Below are 11,053 nucleotides of genomic sequence, written 5' to 3' on the forward strand. Positions count from 1 at the left end.
ATATCTCCAGCTTAACGAAAGTGCATAACACCCTCTAGGAAAATCTGTTTCTGCTCAAACCAAGGATGAGACTTACCAACCACAATTTGTAGCCGCTCTTTGCCTACGACTTCTTGCTCTAACGTTGCCCCAAGCGAGGATTTAACTCCTCCTGTCACTAGCCCAAAATCAAATTGTCCGGTTGCAGTGCCTTCACAAATCTCTTCAGCGTTGCTTAAAGTACAGTTTATTGATATGCCAGGATACTGACGCTTAAACTGAGCAACCTTGTGCGGTAGCCAGTAGTTGCCGATAGTCAAACTCGCACCCAGTTTCAACTCTCCCCGTTGCAAATCGTTTAGTTCCCGCAATCCTCGCTCGGCTAGTGCCACCTGAGTCAGAATTGCTTGAGCTTCCAGATGGAGCAACTTCCCAGCATCGGTAATTTCAATCCGACGACCAATCCGGTGAAATAGCTTAACACCATACTTTCCTTCTAGTTCTTGAATTGCGGCGCTAACAGCAGGCTGAGTAATATAAAGGGCTTCCGCTGCACGGGTAAAGTGCAAGTGTTCCACAACGGCTAGGAAAATTCGTAACTGCTCAAACGTCATTCTGGCTATTTCGCAGCGATCGATCTGTGGTTAAAGAATTGTTAATCACTTTTTTTTATGAATTTGAGAAATAAGAATGTTTGATCTTATTCAACGAACTTCGTAAAGTTGAATCGTAGGCTACCACAGCAATTTATCCTACAAGCTAACTGTTATAAAGGCGTTCGATCGGGATATTGCAATCTCCCCTTTTCTCTGAGGGATTAGGAGGATACAGCTACAACTCAATCAGAAAGAATCTAATGTTTTCTCTACAGAGAATAACTTTGACCAAAAGTTTTCTGAAATCTAATTTAAATTTGTGCCGAATCGCCAGCGCCAATCTTTAAATCGATACCCACGATGTTTCATGAATCAAACCAAATTGTCAAGTAAATTTGATACAAAACAAGCAGTGTCCATACGCTCATCAACTGCGATCGCAGCCCCAATACAGCCTGAAAAAGCGGCATTCAGTCATTTCCTATCGTGCAAATAGGGTGATTTCATTATTGGATCGTTAAGGAGTAACGAGGTGAGTTGGTTAATTGGTACAGTAATTTTAGGATTTTCTGTTGCTTTTGCAACTACAGTTGATGACAATTTATACTTGACAGCTTTCTTCGGAAAAGTTGATCGCCACTTTCGTCCTAAGAATGTTGTTCTGGGTGAATTCTTGGGATTTACTGTACTAGTATTGGCTAGTCTGCCTGGTTTCTTCGGTGGTCTAATTATTCCTGCTCCTTGGATTGGATTGTTAGGTTTCCTTCCCATTGCTATTGGTACAAGACATCTTCTGAGTCGGGAAGATGATGAAGAAGTCGTGCAAGATGTATCACTTAAATTACCTAATTCTGTCAAAGCTAAGCGGCATCGTAAATCGCTATGGGCAACTGTACGCGATCCTCAAACATACCGCGTTTCCGCTGTCACCATCGCAAATGGAGGCAACAACATCGCGATTTACGTACCATTATTTGCTAGTAGCAATCTTCCAAGTTTAGCCGCGATCGTCTCGATCTGTTATTTAACCCTTGGGGTGTGGTGCTTCCTTTCTTACCACATGACTAGTAATCCTCTAATGGCTCCCGTTCTAGCTCGCTATGGGCGCAAGATCTTCCCGTTTGTGTTGATCTGGCTGGGATTTTCGATTCTGATGAAAAGTGAATCGTATCAACTGCTAGCAGGTCTGGGAATGCAAAATTTTTAATCTTTAAATAGTTTCTATTTATCGATTCAACAACCAATAATATTTGCTCTTATCGGGAAGAGAACGTAAGTTTAAATTAAGTCTTCAACAGAATGCAAACATTTAAGGAGAAACTGATGCAACTAATTTCTAAAAAGTTAACCAACTGGTTCGTGGCGGCAGTATTTTTAGTACTCGTTTTGGGATTTTCTTGGCTTAATCAACCTAGCGCGACAGCTCTAACACAAAGACCAACTGTAGATACCCCATCTACATCTGTTACCATGCGATCGCAAACACCAACTACCCCATCTACAACCGCTCCAGTAATAGCTCCAACAGCTCCCGTACAATCTGTAACAGCAAACGTCAGACGTTTATTAGAAACTAAAGAATGTGTTGGTTGTGACTTGACTGGAGCTGTTTTAAAAGACACAAACCTGCAAGCAGCAAACTTGGAAAACGCTAACTTACAAGAAGCAGATTTAGAGAGAGCCAACTTACAAGGAACCAATCTAATTGGAGCCAACTTGCAAGGCGCAGATTTAGGTAAGACAAATATCGCCGGAGCCAACTTAGAAAGAGCAAACCTAGTTGGTGTGGACTTAGAGAAAGCCAACTTACAAGGAACAAATCTGTTAGGAGCAAATCTACAGGGAGCTGACTTAGAGAAGACAAATCTCACAAATGCAAAGATAGAAGGAGCAAACCTACGAGGAGCTGATTTAGAGGACGCGATCGGGTATAAAGGGATGGCAAGTTAGTCATGAAATGACGTAGTTAGACTACATGAGCGATCGCTCTTTATGCACAGATCTCGATCCCCCCTAACCCCCCTTAAAAAGGGGGGAATTAAGTTCTCTTTTGCTCCCTGTTGCCTGTTAACTAGCTGATATTTCTATAAAGATGTAAGGTTTTTTCATTGCAGAACGAGCTATTCAAGCACGAAGATTGTATAGACATAAATGAACGAATTAATTACTGCAATTCCCACGGGCTTTACAGCCTTCACAGCTACCAATCTAGATGATATTTTTATCTTGATGCTGTTCTTTTCCCAAGTAAATGCTACTTTCCGCCGTCGCCATATCGTGTTAGGTCAATATCTTGGGTTTGGTACGCTGGTACTGATTAGTCTCCCTGGTTTTTTTGGTAGCCTAGTTATGCCGCAAGATTGGGTGGGAATGCTGGGAATATTACCGATCGCGATTGGAATTAGTCGCTTGCTAAATCGGGAAACCGATACGTCAGCAGAGGGCGCAGAATTAGAACAAACTGGGAACTCTACCCTTGCTAGTCTACTCTCACCCCAAACCTATAGTGTTGCAGCCGTAACATTTGCCAATGGTGGCGATAATATCGGGATCTACGTACCTCTGTTTGCCAGTTGCACCTGGGAGAGTCTTTTCGCGATCCTCAGTATATTCTTCTCACTGGTGGGTGCTTGGTGTTATGCTGCTTACCAACTAACTCATCTAGGCGCGATCGCTGACACTCTCGAACGCTACGGCAAATACCTCGTTCCCTTTGTGTTGATTGGGCTAGGAGTGCTAATTTTAATTGATAGTCATACGCTAGAAAATCGCGGTTTAGCTGTACTCACGCTGATAATTAGTTGCTTATGGCTGCTGATTTTGGTAAAAAACATCAGCCGCAGTACTGCACTACCTGAAGTCGAGAAATAGACAAGACTTGACAATTTGTTCGAGCTGTTCTCAGTTGAAATTTTTCCAACTTAAGTTAGAGGTTTTTGCACGACAAAACCTTGTAGTTTCAACGATATGGAGAAAACCATGAAATTTTTCAAACTTACTTTAGTTGCTTTGATACTTTTAGTCAATTTAGCGATCGCCTCGCCATCTTGGGCTGATAGTGATCTTACCAAGGGTACTGACTACGCCGAAGTAACTCAAGCCCTTGATGAACTAATTAAGGCAAAGGACGCGCCCGATCGCGCTGGCTATACTTCAGAACAATATCAGCAAAGACTGAATGACTTAGAGTTTCAAAAGTATGTTTTAGAAACTGCTGAAGATCCGGCACAGTGTCGCAACGAAACGGGAAAAACACTGGCTATTTATGCTACCAAAAAGTCTGGAGCTGCTAGCTTATACTTCTTGGGAGATGGTAAGGTGACGGATGATGACTGGAGCTGCAAAGGCGTTTACTTGCCTAGCGGTACTAAAGTTGCTGTCGCTCCCCTAGCTCCAGTGCAAGAATTAGCAGAAGCGATCGCCTTGAAAATCGTAGATGGCACTCAATTAGTTGCTAAGACGAATCCCCAAACAGGTGCAATTGAATTTAACGTCAGACCTGCCAAAGTTTTTAAGGCAGGGGAAACTGACTGGTCGATCCCTGTGTTGTCTCAAGCAGATATTGACGCGAAAACTCCTAATGCACCGATTGATTAATTAGCGAGCAGTAATCAGTGACCAGTGACCAGTGACCAGTGACCACAATCGACACGCACTACGACCACGACGCGGCTTCATTGGCGAAGTCGCTTCGCCAACCGCCCGCTCCACGACACACCACTCTTTTATCTATTACCAATTTGAGGATTGATGGAGTTATTTAAGTCTATTAAGGTAGATGCAGGTACAGCAGAAAAAGCGAAGTTAAAAAACCCGAATCGGGTGCGGGATCATTTGGCAAACGAACGTACTTATCTAGCATGGATGCGGAGTGCGATCGCCTTGATGGGGTTTGGCGTTCTAATTGTACGTCTGCGAATTCTACGTCCTCCTTTAGCACCTCAACCGCCTGGTAACGGTTGGAAGTTGGGGTTAGGTTTCGGAGTTGTCGGTTTATTAACGGTACTGCTTTCAACACAACATTATTTTGCTGTTCGTCGCGATATTGACGAAGATACTTACGAACCAGCAGACCGTTGGGTGATTCTCTCTAGTCTGGCAGTGCTGCTGTTGGGTTTGGGAGTCGTCTACTACGTCTTTACCATTCCTCTAGAATCTTTGAATAGCGTCATTGTCGAGTAAAGTTGTCAAAATGTCGAAATCCCAAGTGTGGAAGTTGCCTTTATCCTTCCTCAACTTTCTCAAACAGCTACTGCTTGCCCGTTGGCGATCGCTACTACTGTTATTAGTTGGAGTCTACTTACCTTTACAGATATTTGGACTACTGGCTGTGGAGGTATGGGAAGAAAGCGGTTTTGGTTGGGATACGCCGATTTTAGTAGCAATTCACGCCTATTCACGGACGCAACTCGATATTTTTGCCGTCACGCTAACTAAATTTGGCTCGTTTAGAATTGTATCTTTCATTATTGCCGCGATCGCTCTGATATTATTTTTCCGTAAAAGGTGGCGATCGCTTGCCTTTCTACTAACTGCTACACTAGGCAGTGCCGTTATTAACCGTACCGTTAAAGAATTCATGCATCGGGTGCGTCCCGATCTTTGGACATCGCTCACGCCAGAATTTGATTATGCCTTTCCTAGCGGTCATGCGATGACGAGTATGACGCTGATAGCAACTTTGGTAATTTTGACTTGGGGTAGCATTTGGTGCTGGTTGTCGCTTGTCTTCGGAAGTGTTTTCGTAGTTGCGATCGCTTGGACGCGGTTGTATTTAGGGGTTCACTTTCCCAGCGATATTCTTGCAGGTTGGATGGTTTCGCTAGCTTGGGTAATTGGAGTTAGCGCACTGATTAAACCTTATATCACCAGCGCGATCGGGGTGGAGGAGCCATCATCAGAAGAAACTTCGTTACTACCTGAGGAAAGTACAAGCAATTAAAATCTCAGAAAATAAGCGCATCGATTTTCGCTAGCACTTCATCTATCAATTCATCAGGCGCTTTTTCAATAAAGACCGTTTCTCTTGCTCTCCAATCAAGATTTTTAATATGGTCTGCAATAACCACACCAGTTGTTTTCATGCCTTCTGGTAAAGTTACTTCAAATGCATAACCTTTGACCTGATTGGTAATGGGACACAACACAGCCAAACTAGTTTTTTGATTATACGACAAGGGAGATAAGATAATTACTGGTCTTCTGAATCCTTGTTCGCGCCCCTTGTGAGGGCCCAAAGCAATCCACACTATGTCTCCTCTGGCTGGAATATAGTTAACAGATTTCATTACCCACTTCTTCGCCTGTATCTGTTTCAGGATGTAGATTCTCTGGTGTAATTCCTTCTAGTAACTCTGCCAAGGAATATTTTTTTCGTTTCGGTTTGACAACTAATCGCCCGTCAGATACTTCTAAAATAACCGAAGTTCCTTCATTTAAGCCTACTTGCTCAGCTATATTCTGAGGGATTCGTAGCCCTAAGCTATTACCCCATTTTGCAATTTGCGTCACGATCTTCTCCCGTGTGTATACACCTAGTATATACACAACTGCGATCGCTCTGAAGTTCTGCTTGCTCCCAGACTCAATCTAGAAGCTAAGCTTTCCATTGCGATCGCGGGTAGTTAGGTTACTTACTGTAGTAGCCTTTTTTCGGCAATGTCTGCAACTTAACTTCGGGTTCTGGCTGTGACTGGGTTTTAGGTTTTGCTTGAGCAGCAGGCGCGGCGCTCTTCTTCGCAATTAAATTAGTAGAGACATCAGCGATTTGATAAGCAGGCGCATTAGGGACTCTTGTATCTATTAATGCCTGCGCCACATTAGGGATAAACCAATTAATTTCATTGGCTTTGAAAACTTTAGTTGGTGGCAGATTAAATTCTACTTCCCCAGTATTAGGATTGGTTGAAATTGTTAGTTGCGTGCCATTACCAATTTTGATTGCTACAGGTCCAGTTAAGTCTTGAGTTTTGCCATCGGGATTAGTAACGGTTGTTGTAGCATCACTTGATAAATAAATTCCCTCACAATCCCATTTGTTTTTCGTAGCCTGACCAGGTGCTAAAAAGTAAAGTCCCGTATCGTAAGCGTAATCTTCTTCATCATCGTCATCGTCAAAACTTGGGATGGGACCGTAAACTGCTAATGTCTTTTCTGTCTGGTTACGGCACTGTCCCCAGTTTACCCCCGTCTCCAAAGCGTACTTTTGGAATTCTAGTTCGTCGAGCTTCTTCTGAGTTGCTTCTGAGATAGAACCTCCCGATCGAATTTGTGCATCTTTTGCAGCTACTAGTTCATCAAGAGCTTTTCTCACTTCAATGTAATCAGGATTTTTGAGATATTTAGGTTTATCTGCTAGTGCAGGAGGAACCAAGATTAAATTGACCAGAATGAGTAAAGCGATTAACAGAGCTTTGAAAAGTTTCATTTCTTTTCTCCTATCTTGACAATCCTAAGTAATTCATGGATATGGTGTTATGACTGTCATTCATCATCCGTCATTTGTCATTTGATGAATGCCCCGAACTGATGACCAGTGACGACAACTCACACAAATATTTCATGGCTCAAATAGAATTGCTATATTTCTATTTTTTTTCGATTTGACAACTTAGATTTGTACCTTAGCAAATCTGACTCTGTGAAAAAATTAATTTTTTCTAATTGAAGTTTTCCGATCGCCTTACTGTACTTTCTTAATCAAAAGAACTTTTTATTTTGATAGATTCAATTTATGTAAGTATTCCGATGAGGTTACTGTAGTTTCTGGATAAAAGATTAAGTAACAAATGATACTTGCATTCATCTATTAAATTCGTGTATATTCTCAGTCAACAAGACATGAAAATGTAAATCGATCCCGATCGCATCTGAGCTTTCGGCGTAAATCGAAAATAAGCTAGTAGAAATCGGGAGTTATCTTTCAGAAATATTTTGTAGCAAAATTGTTAGCAATATACACATAATCACATGAAATGCATTCAAACTCACATACTTGAAAATTTACAGTTATGACAAAAATAATAGGCTGCGATCGCGGCTTTTATAATTTAACAAAAGCATGTCTTTCTTATGCAGAAGTTGTGGCGCGATCCGTTGGTGAAATTGCACCTTTGATCGTCTCAATTAAAAGTTAAAATTCAAAACACGCACGACTCGACTGCCAACTACAAATCGCCACATCATGAACATCCTAGAATTTTCCCTCTTAGTTTGGCTCGGCTCATTTACCGCTGGCTTACTGGGGGCGCTGACGGGTTTGGGTGGTGGAGTGGTCATCGTTCCTTTACTCACTTCCGTATTTGGGGTTGACATCCGCTATGCTGCCGGTGCTTCTCTTGTCTCCGTGATTGCAACTTCTTCTGGTGCGGCATCTGCATATATTAAAGAAGGTTTTACAAATCTACGCTTGGGAATGTTTTTAGAAGTTGCCACAATTGTCGGTGCAATGGTAGGGGCAATGCTGGCGACTCAAGTTTCGGTGAAAGTGCTAACAATCGTACTTGCGATTGTCCTACTTTATTCCGCTTACTTGTCACAACAACCGCGATCGGAATATGCCGACAACGAACCAGCCGATACTATTGCGACTCAACTGCGATTAAATGGCACTTGCCCAACTGCAACAGGAACGATGTCTTATCAGGTTCATTCTATTGGAGCTGGATTTGGCATGATGGCGATCGCGGGATTGTTTTCTGGAATGCTGGGGATCGGTTGCGGTTCGCTGAAGGTAGTAGCGATGGATCGAGTGATGCGAATTCCGTTCAAGGTTTCCACTACCACTAGTAACTTCATGATTGGCGTGACAGCGGCAGCATCAGCAGGAGTTTATTTAGTACGGGGTTACATCGATCCTGGGTTGTCGATGCCCGTCATGTTAGGCGTATTTCCTGGTGCTTTGTTAGGTGCAAGAGTGCTAGTTGGAACCCAAACCCAGAGCTTGAGAATCATCTTCAGCCTTGTACTGGTGGCAATGGCTTTTAAAATGGTTTACAACAGCTTGCTTGGGGGAAGTTAAGATGTCCGAGCGCGATCGCCATTGGAAAGCAACAGAATTACCCAACACTCAAGCATCTGTCATCCCGATACAGCAAACTCCAGACTGCGATGAAGAATTAGCACCAGCTGCAAATTGCGATCGAATTACGCCAGAATCAGAGCAGTGGCAAATCGAGCTATTGCTGAGCAACTTGTTAAGGTATGGGGTATTTTTTGCGAGTGCAGTAGTTTTGGTGGGCGGTATTTTATATCTGATCCGCCACGGTACTGAGCCTGTTGACTACAAATATTTTCTCTCAGAACCGGACGAGTTCCGCTCTCCTTTTGGTATCGTCAAAGCTGCTGTATCGGGAAGCAGCCGAGGAATAATCCAGTTGGGAGTATTGTTATCGATCGCCACTCCCATTGCCAGAGTCGCAATTTCTCTATTAGCTTTCTTGTGGCGGCGAGATTTTACCTATATTGCAATCTCCTTATTTGTCTTGCTAGGACTACTATACAGCTTGCTGGGAGCGTATTTTTAGAGTTATGCTTCTATCTTTTGACTTTTGACTTCCTCTGATATTGCTACTTCAGAATAAGTTAAAATACGGTAAGTCAATCGGAGATATCAGCTTTGTTATGGAATCGGTCAAACAAGCTAGTCAGAAGTTGAGTCAAAAGATCCAAGCGCGGCTACAGCAGTTCGCCCAAGAGGGAAATATATGGAAAAAACTCAGAGGTGGGGTGTTTCTAGCGATCGGCTATTTGCTTTCACCATTATGTTGGTGGAACGACATAGTATTCAACCTACCAATAGCCTATTTCTTTGGGTATATTTGTAGTTTATTTAATCGCGATTTACTCATACCCTGCTCGATTGCAGGATACTGGCTTTCCAATATACTCGGTATTTTAATGATGCAAGCAGGCGCTATGGATGTTCTGCAAGGACAACCTAAAGAACGTAATGTGAAAAAAGAACTATTGACAGGTATTGCTTCCTCAACCGTCTACACCTTGTTGATTCTTGCTCTAATTCAATTAAAAATTCTCGATGCACCCGTCTTTTCCGTTTTATTCTCAGGTACTTAATCAAAAGTAGCTAATGGTTAATGGCTAATCGTCGATCGCTTACTACCATTAACCATTAACCATTAACTATTAACTATTAACTATTAACTATTTTATTCTAGTTCTACAAACTGACTCAAATCTAGCAATTTTGGTTCGCCTTTACCAACAAATAACGGTAGCTTTCCATTCCATTTATCTATAGCTTGCCTTTGCAGAATTTCTGGGGTCAATGTTTCTTTAAGTAACTTATGCGCCTCAGCTTCTCCTCTAGCTAAATTGACTTTTGTTTCAGCCTCTCGGATCGCTTTCAAAGAAACAAATTCTGCTCGTTTTGCTTCTTGCTCGGCAATTTGTTTTGCTTCTACTGCCTCGTCAAAATCCTCTGAGAAATGGACGTGGACGAGAGAAATGTCGTCAACTCCAATGTGATAGTTTACTAGCCTTGCTGTGAGTAAATCGTCTACTCCAGCTTTAACTTCTCCTCGCTTAGTAATCAATTCTTCAGCCGTATATTTTGCCATGACTGCTTTTAGCACTTCTTCAATGGCTGGGTTAATAATTCGCTCTACCACCTGTTGCTCGTTACCAATCTGTTGAAAAATGATATTGGCTTCTGATGGAATAATATGCCAATTAAGCGCCACATCGGTAAAAACGTCTTGAAGGTCTTTTGAGGATGCTTCAGCAGCAAGTTCCTGTTTCTGTACCCGAACGCTCAACTTTTTGACTCGATGAACTAGAGGAATAATTGGGTGAATTCCTTCTCCTAATATCCGCTCTTGTACTTGACCAAACTTCATTAATACGCCTCGTTCGCCAGCATTTACGACTGTAAATGGCGTGAAGATAATAACTATTAGTAATAAAAAAACTGTAAATTTAGTAAATTTGTTAAGAGCTTTGTTTTTTGTCATAGGGTAACTTCTGGCTTCTGACTTCGCGATCGCATCTCCAGGCAAAAGTTTTTCACTCATTTTCATACTGTTTGTTAGATGTGGCTGGAGGAGTTGCACTTGCCGCAGCAGCCATGTTCGCTTAGGTGCAACATCAAGACAGCATGACTATTATCCATCGATTTTCCATAAACTACACATTCTCGCTCGGAAAATAGGAATTTTTTTCTTGCCTTTTTCGCCTTGACTCTGTAATATCTATGACCATACACATTAAATACGGTAGTTCTACCGAAGATTCGTAGATTATCAGGAGACAATAACATGAGGTGGTGGCAGCAGACCTTGAGGCAGTGGGGACGAGCGATTCAACAGCTCGCTAGACCGAGAATAAGTTCATTGAAGGGTTTTGGAGCGCTGTTTTTAGTTGGGGTGAGCTTGAGCGTGGCGATCGCTGCTTGCTCCGGTGGTAACGGCAATAATTCGGCAACTCAAAATCCTGCTGCAAGTCCTGTAGCGGCAAACAAG

The 11,053-nt window shown here is 42.4% G+C and carries 15 protein-coding genes and 2 pseudogenes; 12 read left to right on the forward strand and 5 right to left on the reverse strand.

Annotation, left to right across the window (positions count from 1 at the left end; genetic code table 11):
• Positions 1 to 35: 35 nt before the first annotated feature.
• Positions 36 to 593 (reverse strand): annotated as a pseudogene (locus tag ACRC32_RS18730) (LysR family transcriptional regulator); the annotation flags it as partial.
• A gap of 514 nt (positions 594 to 1,107) precedes the next feature.
• Between ACRC32_RS18730 and ACRC32_RS18735 the strand changes: the two are divergent.
• The 7 genes from ACRC32_RS18735 to ACRC32_RS18765 all read left to right on the forward strand — a co-directional run bounded on the left by ACRC32_RS18735 (position 1,108) and on the right by ACRC32_RS18765 (position 5,517).
• The gene (locus tag ACRC32_RS18735; RefSeq protein ID WP_438555388.1) at positions 1,108 to 1,782 is read left to right on the forward strand and encodes a cadmium resistance transporter; all 675 of its coding nucleotides are present in this window, start codon (positions 1,108 to 1,110) and stop codon (positions 1,780 to 1,782) included.
• A 116-nt stretch (positions 1,783 to 1,898) separates the two neighbouring features.
• Complete coding sequence (locus ACRC32_RS18740; protein ID WP_438555389.1) at positions 1,899 to 2,525, forward strand: pentapeptide repeat-containing protein; 627 nt, start codon at positions 1,899 to 1,901, stop codon at positions 2,523 to 2,525.
• A gap of 201 nt (positions 2,526 to 2,726) precedes the next feature.
• Complete coding sequence (locus ACRC32_RS18745) at positions 2,727 to 3,446, forward strand: cadmium resistance transporter (RefSeq protein WP_438555390.1); 720 nt, start codon at positions 2,727 to 2,729, stop codon at positions 3,444 to 3,446.
• Between the two features lie 108 nt (positions 3,447 to 3,554).
• Entirely contained in the window at positions 3,555 to 4,172 is a 618-nt protein-coding gene (locus ACRC32_RS18750) for a hypothetical protein (RefSeq protein WP_438555391.1), read from the forward strand.
• 31 nt (positions 4,173 to 4,203) lie between these two features.
• Positions 4,204 to 4,326: a hypothetical protein gene (locus ACRC32_RS18755; protein WP_438555392.1), complete on the forward strand. Its 123-nt coding sequence runs from the start codon at positions 4,204 to 4,206 to the stop codon at positions 4,324 to 4,326.
• Positions 4,326 to 4,757 (forward strand): YidH family protein, encoded by a 432-nt coding sequence (locus ACRC32_RS18760; protein ID WP_438555393.1) that lies wholly within the window; start codon positions 4,326 to 4,328, stop codon positions 4,755 to 4,757. Before ACRC32_RS18755 ends, ACRC32_RS18760 begins: the two co-directional genes overlap by 1 nt.
• A 10-nt stretch (positions 4,758 to 4,767) precedes the next feature.
• Entirely contained in the window at positions 4,768 to 5,517 is a 750-nt protein-coding gene (locus tag ACRC32_RS18765; protein ID WP_438555394.1) for a phosphatase PAP2 family protein, read from the forward strand.
• Between the two features lie 4 nt (positions 5,518 to 5,521).
• On the opposite strand, the gene ACRC32_RS18770 is transcribed toward ACRC32_RS18765, so the two are convergent.
• The 3 genes from ACRC32_RS18770 to ACRC32_RS18780 all read right to left on the reverse strand — a co-directional run bounded on the left by ACRC32_RS18770 (position 5,522) and on the right by ACRC32_RS18780 (position 7,002).
• Positions 5,522 to 5,863, reverse strand: a complete 342-nt coding sequence (locus tag ACRC32_RS18770; protein WP_438555395.1) for a type II toxin-antitoxin system PemK/MazF family toxin — start codon at positions 5,861 to 5,863, stop codon at positions 5,522 to 5,524.
• On the reverse strand, positions 5,850 to 6,086 hold the full coding sequence (locus ACRC32_RS18775; RefSeq protein ID WP_438555396.1) for an AbrB/MazE/SpoVT family DNA-binding domain-containing protein: 237 nt from the start codon (positions 6,084 to 6,086) through the stop codon (positions 5,850 to 5,852). Before ACRC32_RS18775 ends, ACRC32_RS18770 begins: the two co-directional genes overlap by 14 nt.
• A 118-nt stretch (positions 6,087 to 6,204) precedes the next feature.
• Positions 6,205 to 7,002: a hypothetical protein gene (locus ACRC32_RS18780; protein WP_438555397.1), complete on the reverse strand. Its 798-nt coding sequence runs from the start codon at positions 7,000 to 7,002 to the stop codon at positions 6,205 to 6,207.
• 583 nt (positions 7,003 to 7,585) lie between these two features.
• Here ACRC32_RS18780 and ACRC32_RS18785 point away from each other — a divergent pair.
• From ACRC32_RS18785 to ACRC32_RS18800, 4 genes are all read left to right on the forward strand, one after another.
• Positions 7,586 to 7,711, forward strand: coding sequence for a hypothetical protein (locus ACRC32_RS18785; protein ID WP_438555398.1), 126 nt, complete (start codon positions 7,586 to 7,588; stop codon positions 7,709 to 7,711).
• 47 nt (positions 7,712 to 7,758) lie between these two features.
• Positions 7,759 to 8,595: a sulfite exporter TauE/SafE family protein gene (locus ACRC32_RS18790; protein ID WP_438555399.1), complete on the forward strand. Its 837-nt coding sequence runs from the start codon at positions 7,759 to 7,761 to the stop codon at positions 8,593 to 8,595.
• A 1-nt stretch (position 8,596) separates the two neighbouring features.
• Positions 8,597 to 9,100 carry a DUF1634 domain-containing protein gene (locus ACRC32_RS18795; protein WP_438555400.1) on the forward strand — a complete coding sequence of 168 codons (504 nt, stop codon included), beginning with the start codon at positions 8,597 to 8,599 and terminating at the stop codon, positions 9,098 to 9,100.
• A 97-nt stretch (positions 9,101 to 9,197) separates the two neighbouring features.
• Entirely contained in the window at positions 9,198 to 9,650 is a 453-nt protein-coding gene (locus ACRC32_RS18800; RefSeq protein WP_438555401.1) for a hypothetical protein, read from the forward strand.
• 92 nt (positions 9,651 to 9,742) lie between these two features.
• Here ACRC32_RS18800 and ACRC32_RS18805 read toward each other — a convergent pair whose 3' ends face one another.
• Positions 9,743 to 10,546 (reverse strand): prohibitin family protein, encoded by an 804-nt coding sequence (locus tag ACRC32_RS18805; RefSeq protein WP_438555402.1) that lies wholly within the window; start codon positions 10,544 to 10,546, stop codon positions 9,743 to 9,745.
• Between the two features lie 303 nt (positions 10,547 to 10,849).
• Here ACRC32_RS18805 and ACRC32_RS18810 point away from each other — a divergent pair.
• A pseudogene (locus tag ACRC32_RS18810) lies at positions 10,850 to 11,053 on the forward strand (sulfate ABC transporter substrate-binding protein); the annotation flags it as partial.

The organism is Chroococcidiopsis sp. (assembly GCF_051657925.1).
Lineage (GTDB): Bacteria > Cyanobacteriota > Cyanobacteriia > Cyanobacteriales > Chroococcidiopsidaceae > Chroococcidiopsis.

Coding starts and splice junctions, on each gene's coding strand:
- ACRC32_RS18740 (WP_438555389.1), top strand. CDS start 1,899: ATGCAACTAATTTCTAAAAAGTTAACCAACTGGTTCGTGGCGGCAGTA.
- ACRC32_RS18745 (WP_438555390.1), top strand. CDS start 2,727: ATGAACGAATTAATTACTGCAATTCCCACGGGCTTTACAGCCTTCACA.
- ACRC32_RS18750 (WP_438555391.1), top strand. CDS start 3,555: ATGAAATTTTTCAAACTTACTTTAGTTGCTTTGATACTTTTAGTCAAT.
- ACRC32_RS18760 (WP_438555393.1), top strand. CDS start 4,326: ATGGAGTTATTTAAGTCTATTAAGGTAGATGCAGGTACAGCAGAAAAA.
- ACRC32_RS18765 (WP_438555394.1), top strand. CDS start 4,768: ATGTCGAAATCCCAAGTGTGGAAGTTGCCTTTATCCTTCCTCAACTTT.
- ACRC32_RS18770 (WP_438555395.1), bottom strand. CDS start 5,863: ATGAAATCTGTTAACTATATTCCAGCCAGAGGAGACATAGTGTGGATT.
- ACRC32_RS18780 (WP_438555397.1), bottom strand. CDS start 7,002: ATGAAACTTTTCAAAGCTCTGTTAATCGCTTTACTCATTCTGGTCAAT.
- ACRC32_RS18785 (WP_438555398.1), top strand. CDS start 7,586: ATGACAAAAATAATAGGCTGCGATCGCGGCTTTTATAATTTAACAAAA.
- ACRC32_RS18790 (WP_438555399.1), top strand. CDS start 7,759: ATGAACATCCTAGAATTTTCCCTCTTAGTTTGGCTCGGCTCATTTACC.
- ACRC32_RS18795 (WP_438555400.1), top strand. CDS start 8,597: ATGTCCGAGCGCGATCGCCATTGGAAAGCAACAGAATTACCCAACACT.
- ACRC32_RS18800 (WP_438555401.1), top strand. CDS start 9,198: ATGGAATCGGTCAAACAAGCTAGTCAGAAGTTGAGTCAAAAGATCCAA.
- ACRC32_RS18805 (WP_438555402.1), bottom strand. CDS start 10,546: ATGACAAAAAACAAAGCTCTTAACAAATTTACTAAATTTACAGTTTTT.